Origin of the sequence: Niveispirillum fermenti (assembly GCF_048066175.1) — a bacterium.
GTDB classification, from domain to species: Bacteria; Pseudomonadota; Alphaproteobacteria; order Azospirillales; family Azospirillaceae; genus Niveispirillum; species Niveispirillum fermenti.
The window spans coordinates 17,176-35,240 of sequence record NZ_JBLTXA010000007.1 but is presented as its reverse complement, the minus strand read 5'-3'; the positions used below and the strand labels follow the sequence as shown (position 1 = coordinate 35,240).

9 protein-coding genes are annotated in these 18,065 nt (G+C 65.8%); 4 read left to right on the top strand and 5 right to left on the bottom strand.

What is annotated here, in order from left to right:
* The first annotated feature begins 11 nt into the window (after positions 1–11).
* Genes ACM9LZ_RS09150 through ACM9LZ_RS09135 form a run of 4 tightly spaced genes read left to right on the top strand, consistent with a single transcriptional unit; the run spans position 12 to position 5,527 of the window.
* Complete coding sequence (locus tag ACM9LZ_RS09150) at positions 12–2,003, top strand: VWA domain-containing protein (RefSeq protein ID WP_416619085.1); 1,992 nt, start codon at positions 12–14, stop codon at positions 2,001–2,003.
* Complete coding sequence (locus ACM9LZ_RS09145) at positions 2,000–2,806, top strand: ABC transporter ATP-binding protein (RefSeq protein WP_416619084.1); 807 nt, start codon at positions 2,000–2,002, stop codon at positions 2,804–2,806. The genes ACM9LZ_RS09150 and ACM9LZ_RS09145 overlap by 4 nt, the downstream gene beginning before the upstream one ends.
* Positions 2,803–4,005, top strand: a complete 1,203-nt coding sequence (locus tag ACM9LZ_RS09140) for an ABC transporter permease family protein (protein ID WP_416619083.1) — start codon at positions 2,803–2,805, stop codon at positions 4,003–4,005. Before ACM9LZ_RS09145 ends, ACM9LZ_RS09140 begins: the two co-directional genes overlap by 4 nt.
* Complete coding sequence (locus ACM9LZ_RS09135; protein WP_416619082.1) at positions 3,995–5,527, top strand: formylglycine-generating enzyme family protein; 1,533 nt, start codon at positions 3,995–3,997, stop codon at positions 5,525–5,527. The genes ACM9LZ_RS09140 and ACM9LZ_RS09135 overlap by 11 nt, the downstream gene beginning before the upstream one ends.
* 108 nt (positions 5,528–5,635) lie before the next feature.
* Here ACM9LZ_RS09135 and ACM9LZ_RS09130 read toward each other — a convergent pair whose 3' ends face one another.
* The 5 genes from ACM9LZ_RS09130 to ACM9LZ_RS09110 form a co-directional block, all read right to left on the bottom strand.
* Entirely contained in the window at positions 5,636–7,264 is a 1,629-nt protein-coding gene (locus ACM9LZ_RS09130; protein ID WP_416619081.1) for a protein kinase domain-containing protein, read from the bottom strand.
* 107 nt (positions 7,265–7,371) lie between these two features.
* Positions 7,372–8,022, bottom strand: coding sequence for an OmpA family protein (locus ACM9LZ_RS09125; RefSeq protein WP_416619080.1), 651 nt, complete (start codon positions 8,020–8,022; stop codon positions 7,372–7,374).
* A gap of 46 nt (positions 8,023–8,068) precedes the next feature.
* Positions 8,069–9,634, bottom strand: coding sequence for a CHAT domain-containing protein (locus ACM9LZ_RS09120; protein WP_416619079.1), 1,566 nt, complete (start codon positions 9,632–9,634; stop codon positions 8,069–8,071).
* Positions 9,635–9,715: 81 nt separating this feature from the next.
* Positions 9,716–11,458 (bottom strand): tetratricopeptide repeat protein, encoded by a 1,743-nt coding sequence (locus ACM9LZ_RS09115; RefSeq protein ID WP_416619078.1) that lies wholly within the window; start codon positions 11,456–11,458, stop codon positions 9,716–9,718.
* Entirely contained in the window at positions 11,452–18,042 is a 6,591-nt protein-coding gene (locus tag ACM9LZ_RS09110) for a two-partner secretion domain-containing protein (protein WP_416619077.1), read from the bottom strand. Before ACM9LZ_RS09110 ends, ACM9LZ_RS09115 begins: the two co-directional genes overlap by 7 nt.
* Between the last annotated feature and the right edge of the window lie 23 nt (positions 18,043–18,065).

The window sequence follows — 18,065 nt, the reverse complement described above, 5'->3', positions numbered from 1 at the left end:
GAGGATGGCCGATGTCCCGATACCTGCGCTCCTTGCTGATCCTGCTGTTCCTGGTCTGGCCGTCCGTGCCGCCGGCCATCGCCGCCTATCAGCCCCTGACCGTCGACGGGGTGCCGGGCCTGTTGCAGCGGGTGTTGACCCGGCCGGATGCCAGGCTGCTGCCGGCCGCGGGCGGGACGGGTGGCACCGTTCAGGCTGTCTTCAGCCATTTCTATGTGTTCGAACGGCGGGATGTGGGGGGGCAGGTCTGGCTGCAGGTCGGCCCGGATGCGCGCCGGGCGCCCACGGGCTGGATCGCGGAGGCGGCGACGGTGCCCTGGAAGCAGGCCGTGGTCCTGGCCTTCAACCAGACTGTCCGGCGCCCGCCCGCCCTGTTCTTCCAGGATCGCGCGTCGCTGGACCGGGTGCTGGGTGACACCGCCCGGGCCGAGCGGGTCGCCAACCTGCTGTCACAGGCCCGTTCGGGCCGCATCGATCCGGGCACGGGACTGGCGGCGATGGAGCCGCAGGACCGCGTTCCCGATTTCGCCAGCAGTTTCTACATGCTGCCGATCCTGGACTGGCAGAATGTCACCGTCCCCAACGCTCCGCCCAGCCGGCGCGACCGCAAGGTGCTGGAGGTGGCCACCCTGGTCATGCCGGCCGATCCGGCCGCACCGCGCACCCCCGATCCGGATGCGTTGCGCAATATGCGCTATGGCGTGGTGTTCGTCATCGACACGACCAAGTCGATGCAGCCCTATATCGACCGGACGCGCCAGATGGTGCGGACCATCGTCGGCCAGTTGCGCAATTCCCCGGCCGGAGATCGTATCAGTTTCGGCCTTGTGGGCTACCGCGACAGCCTGCGTGACCGGCCGGGGCTGGACTATGTCAGCAAGGTGTTCCATCCGCTGGAACGCACCTTCAACGCCGGTGCCTTCCAGTCGGCCATCGACGGGATGAAGGAGGCGGGCGTCAGTTCCGTGGGCTTTGCGGAGGATGGCATTGCCGGTGTCAATACGGCGCTGGCTATGCCGGGATGGGAGGATTTCGGCGCGCGCTTCATCGTGCTGATCACCGATGCCCCCGTCCGCGGGGCTGGTGACGATCGCAGCCAGACGGGAATGGAGCCCGACCATGTCGCTGCCAAGGCCGGGGCACAGGACCGGCTGACCGCCATCTTCACCATTCTGCTGAAAACGCCGGAGGGGCGGGATCATCATGGCCGGGCGGAGGCGCAGTTGGACAAGCTGGCCCGGTTCAATCCCACGGGCCGCAGCTATTTCCATCCCGTGGCCGAGGGCGATGTCGACCGGTTCGGGGCCGTGATCGACGGGATCGGCCGCGATGTGCTGGCCATCGGTGAACTGGCGGCGGGGGGGCGGACGGCACAGGCCGACAGCACCCGGCAGGGGGGGCAACCCGTGGTCGAAGCAGGATATGCCATGCAGCTTGCCTGGCTGGCCAATCAGCGGAACCAGACGGCGCCGGAGATCCAGCGCGGCTGGACGGCCGATTTCGACATGGCCGATCCGCAGGCGCGCGGTGCCTTCGACATGCATGTGCTGCTGACGCGCGCGCAGTTGAACGAGCTTTACCAGGCGCTGGGCGCCATCGAGAAGGCGGCCACTGCCCGGCTGGACGCGCCGGGCGGGCGCGACAGCTTCTTCACCCTGCTGCGTCAGGTTCTGGCCACGGCACAGAGCGATCCGGCCAGCCTGGACAGTCTGGCCGGTGGCCTGTCGGCGCGGCTGCCCGGCGATGGCGAGTTGACCAGCATGAAGGATTTGATCAAGGGGATCGTGACGGCCCTTCCCTATAACAGCGCTATCCTGCGCCATACGCCGGAAACGCTGAACGCGCTCAGCCCCACGCATATCCACGATATGCTGAACAACATCCGGGGCCTGCGCAGCCTTTACCGGGAGTTCTTCCGGGATGAAGGCCGCTGGATCAGCCTGAATGCCGGAGGGGGTATCGATGAGCGGGTCTATCCGCTGCCTCTGGAACTGCTGCCGTGATTGCAGGTGCGGTGCTGGAGGTTCGGGAACTGACCGCGCGCCGGGCGGATGCGGAACGTCGTTTTGAACTGCATGTGCCCTCGCTGTCGCTGTCGGCGGGGCAAAGAGTGGCCCTGGTGGCACCCAGCGGCAGCGGTAAGTCGACCCTGCTTGACACCATCGCGTGTGCCCGTGCCCCCGACCATGCCGTCCGCTTCACGCTTTCGGCGCCTGACGGGGCTGCGTCAGACAATGTGGTGCCGGGGGGAACGGCAGCGGAGGGGATGGCGACAGAGGGGATGGTCGACGTGCTGGCGGCCTGGCGCCGCCGGTCGGAAAGCGGGTTGGCGCGGATACGGGCCCGCCTGCTGGGTTATGTCCATCAGCGCGGCGGGCTGCTGGGTTTTCTGACGGTCGCGGAGAATATCGGCCTGTCCCTGCGGCTGGCCGGTATCCAGGACCCCGACCGGGCCGGTGTTCTGGCCGGCCAGTTGGGTATCGCCGACCTGCTGGACGCGCTGCCCGCTGCGCTGTCGGTGGGGCAGCGCCAGCGGGTGGCCATCGCCCGCGCCCTGGCCCACCGGCCGCCCCTGGTCCTGGCGGATGAGCCGACGGCGGCCCTGGACCCCGATCGGGCGCGTGATGTCATGGCGGCGCTCTGCGACATGGCAGACCGGCACGGCACGGCCCTGCTGGTGGCCAGCCATGACCGGCCGCTGTTGGAACGGTTCGGCTTCAGCCTGCTGACCATCCGGGCGCAGGTGCCGGCCGGCACCCGCCTGCGGGCCCTGGTCACGCCCTTGTCGGGGGAGGGCGCGGCGTGATCGGCCCCGGCCTCAGCCTGCGCGACATGGCCCATGACCGTATCGACCTGCTGACGCGCGTCTTCGCGCTGGCGGCCGTGCTGTTGCCCTTGCTCGTGCTGTACAGCCTGCGCCACGGCGTCATTGCCACCATGGTGCAGGACATGTCGGCCGACCCGCGCAACCGTCAGATCCAGCTGCGGGAGGTCGCATCGCTGGACCCGTCTTTCCTGGATGGGCTGCGGGCCGATCCGCGCGTGGAATTCGTGGTGGGCACGGCCTCTCCCATCGCGGGAACGCTGGATTTTGAACAGGCGGGGGATGGCATCGTGCCACGGGCCAGTGCGCTGGCCATGGCCAGCGGTCCCGGTGACCCGCTTCTGGGGGCATTCCCCCCGCCCGGACGGGGGGAAGTGGTGCTGACCCGGTCGCTGGCGGCACGGCTGGGTGTCCGGGCGGGCGACCGGATTGAACTGAACCTGTTGCGACAGCCGCGCGATGGCGGGACCGACCTGCTGGAACTGCCCCTGACGGTCGCCACCGTACTGGACCGGGCTGCCTGGGCGGAAGACGGGGCGCTGCTGGACCAGTCCCTGATGTGGGGCCTGGAGCATTGGCAGGATTTCAACGCCGTGCCGGCATTCGGCTGGCCGGGGCGGACGGACGGGCCGCCCTTCGTGCTGCGGAATTTCCGGCTTTATGCGCGCGACATGCCGGCCCTGCGCGGGCTTCTGGCCGATCTGGAGGATGGGGGCCTGCATGTGGCGGCCGACCGGCTGGGCGATTACGAGCGGGTTCTGGCGCTTGACCGGGCCCTGGGGCTGGTCTTCCTGGTGGTGGCGGGCAGCACGGCGGCCGGCCTGATGGTGTCATTGTCGGCCACCTTGTGGGCGGGCGTGTTGCGCAAGCGGCGGACCTTGAGCCTGCTGCGTCTGCACGGGCTGCCGGCCGGCCAGGCCATGCTGTTTCCCGTCATCCAGGCCACGGGCGTGGCGGTGATGGGCTGGGCCCTGGCCGTCATGCTCTATGGCCTGGTGTCGGTCCTGCTCAATCTGGCCTTGCGCGACCGGCTGGCGGCGGGGGGGCAGGCCAGCCTGCTGACCGTCTGGCATCTGCTGGCGGCGCTGGGCCTGACCCTGGCCTTGGCCCTGGCGGCATCCGCCCTGGCCGCCTGGCGCGTGACCCGCATCGAACCGGGGGAGGGATTGCATGATCCATAGGATTGGGGGCGCTGTCGCGGCGCTGCTGCTGTTGGGAATGACCCCGCCGCCGGCCGCCGGGGCCGGCTGGCCCGCCGACCATGCCGATCCGCGGCCGGCGGCGGGGGATGTGGCGCTGCCCATGCCCTGTGGTGGGCGCATGATTTTCCGCCGGGTGGAAACGTTCGGTCCGGCCCATTGGCTGGCCGACCAGAAGGTACGGCTGGGTACCGGTGATCCCGACCTGGGATTTCGCGAGGATCTGCGCTTCGATCATGTCGTGGGCGGGCTCAGCACGGGGGGCAAGCCCGATCGGCGTCATTTCCTGATGGGCAAGTACGAGGTATCGGCCGCGCAATATGCCGCCGTGATGGCCGGGTGCGACGCGCTGCCGGCGCAGGGCGGCCTGCCGAAGGATGATGCCGGCTGGTTCGATGCCGTCGATTTCACCCGCCGTTACAGCGAATGGCTGCTGGCCAACCACAAGGACAAGCTGCCCATGGAAGACGGGGCCCCTGGCTTCGTCCGCCTGCCGACGGAGGTGGAGTGGGAGTTCGCGGCCCGCGGTGGCAACCGGGTCCAGCCCGCGCAGGAGGTGGCCCGCACCTTCCCCATGGATGGCCCGTTGACCGATTATGTCGCCCATGCCGATCCGCGTTCCTGTGATGGCATGACCCAGTTCATCGGTTCGCTGAAGCCGAACCCGCTGGGTCTGCACGATATGCTGGGCAATGTCGGGGAAATCGTCATGGATGCCTATCGCTCAACCGCGCAGGGGCGCCTGCATGGCCAGGTGGGCGGCTTTGTCGTGCGGGGTGGTTCCTGCCTGACCTCGGCCAATGATGTCCGCACGGCCGAACGGCACGAGGAACCGTTCTTCGCGGCTGATACGGGCGGGGTCAGACGCCCGCCCTTCACGGGCTTTCGCGTGGTGGTGGGCATGCAGGTCGCCACCAGCCAGTCCCGCATCGAGGCCTTGAAGGCCGATGCCCGCCGCGGCGTCCAGGCCGCCGCACCCGTGGCGGTGGCCGATCTGCCGGCCGCGGCCCGTGCCCTGGCGGTCCAGGCGCCCACCCCGGCCATGGCCGACAGCCTGAACCGGCTGGCGTCCGAGATCGGGGCTGAAATGCGCCGCCGGACGGAGGTCGAGGCCGATGGTGCCCGCATGGCCGTGCGCAGCGCCGCCATGCTGATGCGCGGCTATCGTGACGAGATGGTGCAGGTCGAGAAGCTGGATGAGCAACTGAAGCTGCTGGGCGCAGAACTCCGGGCGCGGGGGGAAAAGACGCGGGACGCCTATCTCAACCGTGCCCGGATCACGGGCGAGGCCTATCTGTCACACTTGGTCAGCGCCACGGAAACCTTCGGTGCCGAGGCGCTGCGCCGGCAATTGCCGCAGGTGGAGGCGGCGCTGGACTTCCCCGGGGCGGAGGGGCTGCGGGCCATGACGCGCCGCTTTGTGCAGCATGCGCAGACCTATCAGCAGAAGCGGCCCACCGACCTCTCCCCCCTGCTGGCCGATTGCCGCCGGCCGCTGGAATAATAACAAATTGCGATGCGTTGTAACGCTTGCGCACGCATGTGCGCGCGCTGACGTCGCCGGATGGCGGTCACGCTTCTTGAACGTCAGTGCCTGGCGGGGCCTGCCCGTTCATTGATACACGGTCCAACTGACCAGGATTGCCCCCGGGTCCGGGTCCCAATCGGAATCCAGGGCGCTGATGAGGGTGTCCAGATCGGTCCGGGCCGGCAGGCGCTGTGTCCTGGGCATGCCCGTCCTGGCCAGCAGGCCCAGCACCAGCGACCGGCCGGCCGGCAGTGCAGCGAAACGCTCCGGACCGATGACGGTTGCGGTGCGCAGATCATAGACGGCATTTTCGCTCAGCTTCCGGACCTCGCCATTGTCCAGTATGACGAACATATAGACAAAAAAATGCCCCGCTATCGGTTGCGTGTTCTGCATCGTGACGTCAAGACTGCCGCCGGCCGACAGCACAGCTTTTGTCGTCAGCCCGTGATTGTCGGCCTCCATCCAGCGTGGCCGGATCAACCGCAGCAGCGTGCAGACCGATGATGAGAAGGATTGGACATTATCATCCAGCCACGTGCCGTTTGCTTCGCCCTTCAAGCGGTCCAGCAGGGCCTGCCAGCCGGCCCCATCATCACCGACAAGCCCGTCGATCGCCAGATTGTTGGGACCGACTTCCCGGACCCGCAAGGCCTCGCAATCGGTACCAGCCGACGCGGCAAGTAGCTGCCGCGCCTTATCGAGTGTCAATGGCGGGGCAGGCACCGGGGGGGGCGGCGGGGGAGGGGGAGTTTCATCAGAGGGGCGGCTGGGTGGGAAGAATTTATCTTCTATATCTTTATAAAAATAGATAAGGACGACGATGGAAATTAATAATAATAAAACAACAATAATATTAATTATACTTTGCCCATTATTATTGGATTTTTTTAGATTATTTATTAAATCTCGCGCGCTTTGAGGTCTACTATTTATATTATTATTAACCATCCAACGGACGTGATTGTTCCAGGGGGTCGGTAGATCGTCTGGGTTCAATGTGCTTGGCTCGCGGTCCCCCAGGATATAAGCGAGAATCTTCCCCAAGCTATACAGGTCAGAAGCCGGGCAATAGGTGTTGGGGTTGCCATGCTCCGGCGAACGAAAGCTCGCAGTGCCGACAACGCCGTGACGTGGGGCATGGTCTGGAAACAGAGCTATATCGAAATCGATCAGCCACGGATCCTTCGGGTTCCCGTTGCGCAGAATGATGTTCGCTGGGCTCACATCGCGGTGGTAAACGTCCTTGGCATGCAGGGCCCCCAGGGTTTTTGTCACCTGGAAGGTGAATGGATATATCCATTCTGCATAATTTCTCTTTGATTCATATTTATTAATATAATTTTCAAGTGTAATTCCTTCAATATACTCATAAATGTAATAATATATACTGCTGTATTGGCTGGTTGTTCCGTTCATGATTTTTGTTTTTATTTCTTTCAGAGAGTCAAATGATCTCTTATATTTTTCATCAATTTTCTTTATGATGTAAGTTTTTCTGTTTCCCCTTTTTGTTGCCTTATAAACGCCATCTCCCAGGCAATCGCTGATTTCGTAATCCTGGCCGATTGCGCTGTTCTGAACAATGTCCAATTCTGTACCTGTTTCCGGCGCCGTGCCGCCCGCCACATCTTTTATGGTTGGTGTATGGGAAGGACTTGTAGCCCCGATCTGATTATCGGCATCCGGTTTGTCGGTTCGTATCGCACACATGTTCCATTCCTGTAAAATCTGGAGAAACACTGGCCGCCTTGGCGAAAAGCACGGTGCCGGTTGCTGGTCGGATGCCGGTCTCTGGTCACCAGGGGCCGGCCGGCTCGTCAGGAGCCGCGTTGGCGTTTGACCGCCTGAATTTCAGTACGCCGGTGCCTGCCATCCTTCGGGTCGGAAATATGCGGAAGTGGCTCATCCCAGCTTTTCCCGGACCAGGATAGGTTCTCTGGAGCAGGCTTGTAGTTGGTTCTGAAGTTCCTCAGGACGGCGTCATGTACTGCCTTTGCTCGGTTCTCCGATAATGTGAGATTTCGTTGATAGATGCCTGTTCTGTTGGCGTGGCCTGTTATTTCATATAATATACCGGGATTTCCCGCGACGACCCCATATATGTTTGTAATTATCTTTTTGAAGTTTTCCGTGACTTGATATGAATTGTTATTAAATTCTATACCAAGCAAAACCTTGCCATTTTCTGGCGGGGTATGTCGTATCCGTTCCTGTACGGGCACGTTGTGTGCGTACATATAAAATTGTGCCCCACTTCTTGTTCCGCTGGCGATGGCCAGTGTGGAATGTTCCTCATCCACACAAGCAGGTGGCAACCATTCGCTTAATTCTTTCCAAATGACGCAGGCGTCATTTGCTAGCTCTTCTTCCGTATGTTGGAGGGAACTTGAGTTTCCTTGAGCGAAAGATGGATCGATTGTTAAGGAGATAATGATCGCTGATGCTCCGATTATCTTGATGATTTTCATTTCCTTCTCCTTCGTTCTAGGGATTTTATGATGAACTTCTATGCAATTATGTATCTGGTGTATCGAGTGCAATGTTCGTCATAGAAATTACTTGCGTGACATTTCCTGTGGCGATAAATGGAGCCCAATAATAAGGGTGTATATAATTGGGGAGTAAATCCTTATTATCTCCATTATTGTTTATCATGTGAAGCTGTGCGTCCCTCAGGGCTTTTGCCGGGGATTTATTTTCTTTTCCGATGATGGTCATCATCTGAAGAATCAGGTGTTTTGTGGACTGATCATTGACAGCCCAGGCGGAAACCACCAGGCCGCGGGCATTGGCATAGAAGAAGGCCCGCGCCAGACCGGACAGCGCCTCTTGTGATTCAACGCTTCCTGCTCCCCCGCTGTCACATGCGGAAAGGACGACAAGATCGGCGTTGAGGGTCATGTGCTCGATCTCGCTCATTGTCAACATGCCGCTGCGCGCGTCCGCGGGCTCCGGATCAGGGGATATCTGCAGGGCTGGCTCGCGAATACATGTGTGTTGTGGCTGTGGCAGAACGGCATGGCTGGCAAAATGGAGGATGCGATATCCGGCCATGTCACGGTTCATCAATGTCTGCCGCCGGAAGGAGGTGCCTGTAAGCGAACTGGACGCGGGCAGGTTCAGTCTCTTGCGAACTTCATCGATTTCCTCCGGTGCGTGAGGCAGCGGTCCCAGATTTCGGATCCATCTGGCTTCTTCCGCACAACGAAGCTGATCGGAATCGAGAAGACCATCAGATGACATCCCGGAAGCCGGAGGGGCGGCGCCATATGCGAGCATGTCGAATTGAAGGTCGGATGCCTGATCCGGTGTGGAGAAACCGATATAATATTTCTCCGAAGGCGTTACGTCAGTCGCCAGTTCCCGCAGAAGAACAAGACTTTTCAGGCTGCTGGCATGGGCGACGGCGACGGTATCGATCAGCCAGCGCGTTTGCCGCAACTGGTTCAACTCGCTTTTGGTTTCCGTGTCATTTTCCGTATGCCGGGATATGTCGCCGGTGACCAGGGCACTGAAGGGCAACCGGGCAAGCACATTGTCGGCGACGATGGTCATCGTCTCCACCCCCTGCACCCTCTGCATATCCTGACCGAACAATCCGACGTAAAGGGAGTGTGCCTTCGTCACCGGATAGGGTCGGATTTTCGAGCCCGGGGGCACCGCCACCGAGGCGATGATGTCGTCGACCCATTGCGTGGCCTGTTCCAGGGTCAGGTCGGTGCGCCAGGCCTCCATGGTGCGGTCGCTGTTGACGCGCATGCCATAGGTGTGCCGGTGGCCGACGAAGAAGGTCACGATCGCCTCGTCGGGCTGCATCTGGTTGAAAAGTCGCTCGGGCTGGATGATCCCCTGGGTCAGCAGCGCGGCGCGCGGCAGGTCGTTCAGTTCGGCCTTGATCCGTTCGATATCGGCCAGCAACTGTTGATTGCTGGTGTCAAGCTCGGCGATGCGCGGTTGAGAGGTATCCGGCATGCTCAATGCCAACCGGGCGTGTTCGTCCCGTTGTCGCAGAAGCCGCGCTTCCGCATCCTGCTGTTGCCGCCGCAGCCGGTTGGCGCGGCGGTTCTCCCAATCGCGCAATTCCCTTTCCGCCTGCACAAGAGTCGTGCCGCTACGGGCCTGCCGTAATGTCTGGATGAGGGCGCGTTGCTCGCGGATATGCTAAATTTCCTCCTCTTCGGAGATGGTATCGGTTGGGCGGTTTTCGGCGCGGGTGGCGGCGGCGGCGATGGAACGGGCCGTGGCGCCGTCCCCCAGCAGTTGCTGTAGCACCAGCATGCGCTGCCGGAGACCGGCGGCGTCCGTACCCGCCCGCCCGCTCTGTTCGTAAAGGGTCGCGATATAGGGCTCCAGCATGTCGATGGTGGCAAACTGTTCATGCTTCAGCAGCAGGTCCGCTCCCTTCTCGAAATGCTCAAGCGCATCATCGGTCTTGCCCCGCAGCTTGTAGGCCTTTCCCAGGCGCAGATGCGCCACGGCCAGCGGCCGCTCCTGCATGTTCAGCTTGTTCAGGATGCGGATGACCTGGTTGAGGTCTTCAATGGCGGCACCGATGTCGTCGGGAGACGGTTCGGGCTCGTCCAGGGCCAGATAGGTCATCGACCGTGTCCGCAGCATGAAGGCGACGATGGCCTGTTCCGATGGCGTCTTGTCCATGCCATTCAGCATTTCCAGCGTCTGGCGAGCCCGGATGGCAGCGTCCTTCGGATTGCCCGCGGTTGGTTGTGCCTGCGCCTGGGCCTTTGGCGGGGAAGGGGGGCAGTCCGTCGGCATCGCCCGCGACCGCGTCGTGTTTTCCAGCCGTTCCCGGTATTGCAGTTCCGCCTTCAGATACAGCAGGGTCTTCAGAACCTCGTCGAACTGGGCCGGCGTCAATGTGGCCTGGGTGGGGGAAAGGGTGACCTGCACGTTCAGGGCGTCATGCCGCCGCCCGGTGCGCGCCGCGTCGGCGTTGGCCCGCGGATCGGTCGGGTCGGCGTCCTGCCATTCCAGCCGGCTCCGCAGCCAGGTTTCCAGCTTTGCCAGGGTGGAATGGGCGCTTGCGAAACAATGCATGTTGGCATGGTGCATGGCCAGGTGAACGCCGTGCGCAATCGATGGCTGGCCCCGGAACAGCGCGTCTGCGTCCCTGAAATATCGCTCCGCCTCCGGCATGCGGCCCTGGTTGGACAGGATCAGCGCCAGGGGCAGCAGAATCTCCGTGGCGCCGGGGCTGTTGGCGCCATTGACCTGCTGATGGATTTCCAGGGCCCGGCGGAAGGCATCCTCGCTTTTCACATATTGCTCGGCCGCCGCGTATACGCGGCCGTCATCCATGTATCGTTCATAAAGGATACGGCTGTCCCCGCGGGTGGGGGTGGATTGGGGGGCGGTCGCCAGACGGCCCGAGGCGACGCCGATCGCCTGGAGAAGGGCCGGCTGCGCCGACCCCTGGCCGATGGCATAATACTGGCGCTCGCCGATGGTGACGGTCAGCGCGACATAACCCCAACTGGCATTGACCGGGCTGCAGTGCCAGATGCGGCCTTGCGTGCCGGCGGCGGGGAAGGGCAGGGGTTCTTCCGGTCCGCAATTCAGCACGCGCTCACGATAGCGGTTCCACCCCGCGGCCACGGCCTCGTTCGTGGCCGATGCCACGAAAATCTGGTTGGGGGCCCGGTCCAGCCGTCCGCAGGCGACGCTGATGGCCTGGTCGGCGGGGATCTCCGGCGGTGTTTCGCGGGTGGCCCGCGCTGAGCATTCCCGGCCATCGGTGTCCTTCCCGACGGGGGACCACACACCCTCCCGCGGGGCGGCCGGTGTGTTTCCCACCGCCGCGGGGGGCAGCAGCAGGGCCAGGGCCAGCAGGCCGGCATATCGCCACCGGGCGGGGGCCGGTGCGGAAGGCTTCGGTCGGCTCACCATAGGTCTTCGTTCCCCCGTCCCAGGGTCAGCGGCAACTGGCTGTCCAGGCTGACCGGTTGCTGGAAGTTGATGCTGTAGGTCTGTTGCGGCACCGATAGCGCCGGAATGGGAATGACGATGCAGGTCGGGCTGCCCACGGCGCAGCCGTTCAGCCGCATGTCGTTGCTGCGCGGAATGTCCTTGCGCACGATCTGGGCCGCCACCGGATCGCTGATGCCGTTGATGATGCCTGTCATATCCATGCGCCCGCCAAAGCCGGAGATGGTCAGTCCGCCCAGGTTGATGTCGGGCCGTGTGCTGCCCGGCACGCCCTGGACGCTGCCCGTGCCGATCCACCAGGTGACCGCCGTGTCGGCACCCGACATATGGCTGAAGGACAGGTCGCCGCCGTGGGCCAGTGTCGTATTCCCGCCCGTGCTGGCGCCCGCATTGGTGGTGTCCAGGCGCACGGTGCGGGCCAGCAGCCGGACCTGACCGGTAAAGGTCTGATCCCCGGCATCCGCGCCTGCGGCGTTGCCGGCCGTGCGGACGATGATGCCGGCATCGGGCGACTGCCCCAGAACGATATCGGGTGCCGCCACGGTCAATGACCGCAGCGCCTGCGATGCCGCATCGCCGCTGCCGGCCTGACCGATATCGCCGCCGAACGTCACGGTGACGCTGCCCGTCACGCTGAGGGCGGCCGGACCGGTGCCCTGACCCCCATTGGCCGCCATTGCCGACAGGATGGGGCCCGCGAAACGGATATGGCTGCCGCGCAGGGCGGTGTCGCGGGCCAGGCGGACATCGCCCCGGTAATCCTGCGTGCCCGTGGTTTCCACGAGGGCGGCTGCGATGATGGCCGTGCCGGCAACGTCCAGCCGGGACAGGCCGATATCGCCGCCCAGGCGGGTTGTGCCGCTGCTTTCCAGGAAAAGCGCGTGCGTGCCCGTCAGGGTGCCGTTGAAGTCGGTGCCGCCATTGCCGGTGCGGACCACGCTGTCCCCGGCCAGGACCGTCGCCCCCGTGGTGATCAGGCCGCTGGCCGTGTAGCGGCCGTTCAGGGTGATGCCCGGCCCCTGGGCGGCGGATCCGGTCAGTCGCATCATTCCGGTGGTGGCGGCATCGGCCAGGGTGATCCTGCCCGCCGTTGCCGTCAGGCTGCCCGATGTCAGGCTACCCTGCAGGGTCAGGTCCTCCGCGGCCATGGCGGTCAGCGCCGCCTGCCCGCCGGATAGCGGCCCCGTGGCCGTGATATTGACGGCATAAAGCTCGGTGTTTCCGGTCAGGCTGGCGGCTCCCAGTGTCAGGCTGCCGCCATCGGCCCGCACCAGCCCGGCCAGGGACAGGTCGCGCCCTTCCATGCGCAGGTCGGTGTTCCCGGCGAAGGTGAAACCGCTGGTGATGGACAGCGCCCCGCGATGGGCCAGCGCCACGCGGCCGCTGCCGCCACCCGCCAGCGAGAGCGCGAAACGGCCCGTGCTGGCGACCGTCCCGGCCTGGACGGCCCCGGTGAAAATGGCGCTGCCGCCGGCCTTGTCCAGGGACAGGGTCGCCACGGTTTCCAGGTTGCCGATGCTGTCGGCGCCGGTGCCGGACAGGCTCAGGTCATGGCCATTGCCCGTGATGGTGCCGGCCTGCGTGCCGCCGCTGGTCACCTCGGTGCCGCCCGACAGGCCGGCATCACCGATATCCAGCCGGTGGGATGCCGCGTCGATCCGGCCGGCCAGCGTCAACTGGCGCCCGGCCCATGACAGATCGGTATCGCTGCCCAGTCCAAGTCCCGCCGTGATGGCCAGCCTGCCGCCATGGCCCAGTACGGCGCTGCCCACCTGGCCACCGGCTGCCAGGGTCAGGTCGAAATCCCCTGCCGTGCGGAGCAGGTCGGTTTCAACCCTGCCCGCCGTCAGGACGCTCCCGTCACGCTTGTCCAGCACCAGGGTGGAAATCCCGGCCAGGGCCGATGTGGTGACCATGCCGTTGCCGGTGATCGCCAGTTCGTGCCCTCCGCCGGTGATGGAGCCCGCGTCGATCGCCGCACCGTCGCTGACCAGCGCCGTATCGCGCAGCAGGACGGCATCGCCCAGGGTCAGCGTCTGTGCGGCGCCCGCACCGATCGTGCCGCCAAGCGCCAGGCTGCGCCCCGCTCCGGCCAGAACCCCACCTTGGGTGAAGGTGAAACCGTCGGTGATGGCCAGTGATCCCGCATGGCCCAGCGTCACGCTTCCCACCGTGCCGCCGCCGCCGATGACAAGCGCGAAGGTACCGGCTGTCACCAGCCCGTCCAGCGCCGCCGGTCCGACCAGGGTGACGCTGCCATCCGCCTTGTCCAGGATCAGCGTTCCGATCCCCTCCAGCGCACCGGCCCTGTCGGTGCCCGATCCGGTCAGGCCCAGATCATGCCCGGCCCCCTGGACAAGGCCCATGCGGCTGCCGCTGCTGTTCAGCGTCGTATCGCCGGACAGCAGCGCATCGCCCAGGGTCAGTTCACCGCCGGCCGTGATGGTGCCGCCCAGCGTCAGGCTGCGGTCCGGTTGCGTCAGGTCGGCGGTCCCGGCGAAGGCAAAGCCGTCGGTGACGGCCAGACTGCCCGTATGGGACAATGCAAGGTCCCCCACGCTGCCACCACCCGCCAGCACCAGGGCCAACCGCCCGTCGCTGCGCAGCAGGCCCGCTTCCAGCGGACCGGCCAGGCGGACGCCGCCATCCACCTTGTCGATGGACAGGGTCCCGATCCCGGCCGCACCGGCCAGCGTGATGTCGCCGGCACCTGTCAGATCCAGGTTGAAGCCGTTGCCGGCTATCCCCCCGGTCTCCAGGTTGCCCCCGGCCTCCAGCGCTGTGCCGTCCGCCAGCGTCACGGCGCCCAGCCGCGTTTCCCGCCCGAAGACCAGCCGCCCGTTCACCGTCACGTCACCCGTTTCCAGGATGTCGTCGCCGCTGGTGCTGTAAAGGCCGGCATGCAGGAACCGCGTGCCCGTTCCGGTCAGCGCCAGCCTGTCCAGGCCCGTGCTGCCATTCAGGACCAGGGCGCCGCTGCCCGTGTCGATGGCCAGCGTGGCTCCGGGCGCGCCCGTGATGGCGGTGGCGAAGCCGGCAGTCCCGCCGCCGGTGCGGATGGCCGTGGTGCCGGTCACCAGGATGCCGGCATCGGGCGCGATGGATGACAGGGTGAAATCCCCGCCGCCATCTCCGCCATTGCCGGTATCATAAAGCCCCCCCGACAGGGTCACGGACCGGTCGCGATAGGTCTGGTTGCCGGCCGTGATGACGCTGCCGCCCAGGACCAGCGTGCCATGGTCGCCGTCGGGCATGCCGCCGCTGTCGGTTTCCAGCGCGGCCAGCGCCACCCGCCGGCCGATATCGGCATCGAACCGGGTCAGGCCCCGGCTGTTTACCGTCAGCCGCCGCAGCGGCGCGCCGGCCGCGGAATTCACCGTCTGCGCGAAGATGGCGCCGCCGCTGCCGGTTGTGACCAAGGTGTCGGCGCCCAGGATGGTCTGCCCGCCGGTGCCCAGGATGGCGAACAGGTTGCCGTTGCTACCCCCGGCATGGGTGGCGTACTGCCCGCCCGCCAGCAGGACGGACCGGTCACGGTAGAGCTGGGTTCCCGTCGTGAACACGCTGCCCAGCAGTTGCAGGGCGCCATTGTCCAGTGCCGGGTCCCGGCCACTGTCGGTTTCGATCGCCCCCAGGGCGGCGCGGCCGCCGACATCGCCGCGGAAGATGGTGGTACCCAGGCTGTTGACCGTCAGGGTGCGGAGGTTCTGGACGCCGTCGGAATCCACCCGGCCGGTGAAGGTGACATTGCGGCTGCCCGCCTCGATCCGGGTGGAGGCACCCAGGATGCTGTCGGCGAAGCTGGTATCCTGGCCCAGCGTCAGCACGCCGGCCAGGGTGACATTGCCGAAGATCAGCGGCGTGCCACCGGCCAGGGCATAGGTGCCCGTCTGCAAGGTGACCGTCCCTGTCCCGGTCAGGTTCAGTGCCGCCACCCCGGCCACGCCGCTCAAGACCAGCGGCCCCGCCCCCCGCGCGATGGTCAGCACGGGGGCCGTCCCCGGTGCCGGCACAGCGGCGGCCTGGATGCCGGTGGAAAGCTGGATGCCGGCGGCGGCCCGCAGCATGGCGTTGCCGGCCAGATCCACGCCGCTGCCGGCCAGGACCGCCTGGAAGGAGATGCCGCCCGTGGCACCCGTCGTCTCGTAAAGGCTGCCCGCCAGCCTGACCCGCCGGTCCCGATAGATCTGGCCGTCCGTCGTCACGACATTGCCGCGCAGCTCAAGCGTACCGTTGTTCTGGGTGCCGGTGCGTCCCCTGTCGGTCTCCAGAAAGGCCAGGGCCGCATTCTCTCCCACGCCGACATCGGCCTCGAACAGGGTGGCTCCCAGGCTGTTGACGGTCAGTGACCGGACGGGATCGGTGCTGGCCGCATCGGCCATCACGGTCCCGGTGAAGGTCACGTCATGGGTACCCGCCTGGATGATGACGGGACCGGCGATCAGGCTGTCGCCGAACCGGGTCGCCTGCCCCAGGGTGATGATCCCGTCCAGCGTCACGGCCCCCAGGTCCAGCGGTGGTTCGGCCGTGGTGGCATAGGTGCCCGTGTTCAGAAGCCGTGTGCCCGTCCCGTCGAGCATCAGCGCCGACGCACCGGATACGCCGTTCAGGGTCAGGGCGCCGGCGCCATGATCCAGGGTCAGGGCATGTCCGCCCCCCGTCACGGCGGCCAGGCTGATGCCGCCGGGCGCCGGGGTGGCGGGGTCGATACTGGTGGCCGTGCTGGTGATGATGACATCGGCTTCCAGCGTCACCCGGCTGGAAAGCGTGGCCAGGCCGCCTGTGGTGATATCGGCGCCCAGCCCGATCCCGCCCCCGATCCCGCCCGTGCCGGCGGTCAGAAGGATGTCGCCCGTGCTGTCGGACCCCAGTGCTGCGGCCACCTGGATGCGTCCTTCGGCATTGTATCCCGCCCATTGCGGATCATGGGCGGCGTGGAAATTCAGGGCCGCACCGCTGCTTTCCACCGTGGCGTTGATATTGATGCTGTCGCCGGCCTGGAAGGTCACGCTGCTGGTGGCCGGGTCGGCGAAGTCCAGGGTGGCATCGATGGTCAGATTGCGCGACGCCTGCAGGACGACATTGCCCGTCAGGTTGCTGACCAAGCTGGCGGTCAGGGTGGCGTTGGTATCCTCGTCGATGGCGGAAAAGGCCAGCGTGGCGTCCAGCACCAGGCCATTGTCCGGCCCGGCATCCGCAATGATCAGGTCGCGCGGGTCCAGCAGGATGGTGCCTGCCCTGCCGCCGGCCTGTGTCCCCACATCGACGCGCCCCTGGAACACCAGATGCTCGCGCCCCGACACCTCGACAAAGCCGCCATCGCCACCCGCGGCCCCGCGTGCGCTGATCGTGCCGCCGAACCGCGTCACCTCTTCCGACCAGACGACGATGTCACCGCCATCGCCCCGGGCCATGGCATCGGCGCGTATGGTGGCGCCGGGGTCGACATAGGTGCGCTTCGCCGCGGGGGTGGTGCCGTCGCCGCCCCGGACCTCTCCGCCGATACGCACCTGTCCGCCGCCGGCCCTTCCCGACACGTCGATGCGGGCCTCGGCCATCAGGCCGACCATGCCGCCATCGATCCGCACCTGTCCGCCCTGTTCCCCGTCCCTGGTGCCCGTCGCCGCCAGCCGGCCGTGCAACTCGGCCCGGCCGCCATCGCCCGCGTAAAGGATGATGCTGCCATCCCGCACATCAACGCTGTTGGCTTCCACCCCGCCGGTGACGCGGATGATGCTGTCCAGAATGCCGCCGGCCTGTGCGGCGGTCATCAGCACGGTGCCGCCGTCGGCGCTGATCAGGCCACCGGCCTCGATGCTTCCGCCCGCTGCACCTTCGGCCACCTCGAACGAAACCAGCCCGTCGCCCTGGAAATCCACGGCGAAGCGCCGGCCCGTGGCCAGTGCCACGGTGCCCAGTCTCGCCGCGATCACGCCGCTATTCTCCACCGCCGGCGCCATCAGGGCGGCCAGCCCGGCCTCGGCCACGGTGATGGTGCCGGCATTGCTGATCCGGGCCCCATCCACGGGGCTGGCCCGGTCGAAACGATAGCGGCCCTCCAGGAAGTCGCGGTTGGCGATGTCGGCGGTGGAGACGACCAGCGTGTTCACATCCACGCTGGACCCGGCCGCGAAGACCACGCCGTGCGGATTGATCAGGAACAGCTTGCCGTTGGCCGTGACATGGCCCGCGATATGCGACAGGTCGTTGCCCACCACGCGGTTCAGTACCACGGCATTGGCGCCGGGCTGATGGAATTGCGCACGCTCGCCGGCCGCCAGGTCGAACCGGTCCCAATGGATGATGGCGCTGTTGCTGTCCTGCTGGATGGTGGTGACCCCGGGGGCCGTGGCCGTGATGCTGGCCTGGCCGGCCACCACCTGGCCGCCCGTCGGGCCGGCCCCTGCCGGCATGGCCATTGCGGCCAGCGCGACACCGATCGCCGATCCCGCCCGCAGCCGCGCCGGCAGGCCGCCATAGGGCCGCCGGTGGCGCACCGGGCGGGGGCAGGGCACGCCGGCCATGGCGGTGATGTGGGTGTGCATCCGTCCTCTCCTGTTCTTGGCCG

Coding starts and splice junctions, on each gene's coding strand:
- ACM9LZ_RS09150 (WP_416619085.1), top strand. CDS start 12: ATGTCCCGATACCTGCGCTCCTTGCTGATCCTGCTGTTCCTGGTCTGG.
- ACM9LZ_RS09135 (WP_416619082.1), top strand. CDS start 3,995: ATGATCCATAGGATTGGGGGCGCTGTCGCGGCGCTGCTGCTGTTGGGA.
- ACM9LZ_RS09130 (WP_416619081.1), bottom strand. CDS start 7,264: ATGTGTGCGATACGAACCGACAAACCGGATGCCGATAATCAGATCGGG.
- ACM9LZ_RS09125 (WP_416619080.1), bottom strand. CDS start 8,022: ATGAAAATCATCAAGATAATCGGAGCATCAGCGATCATTATCTCCTTA.
- ACM9LZ_RS09110 (WP_416619077.1), bottom strand. CDS start 18,042: ATGCACACCCACATCACCGCCATGGCCGGCGTGCCCTGCCCCCGCCCG.
- ACM9LZ_RS09115 (WP_416619078.1), bottom strand. CDS start 11,458: ATGGTGAGCCGACCGAAGCCTTCCGCACCGGCCCCCGCCCGGTGGCGA.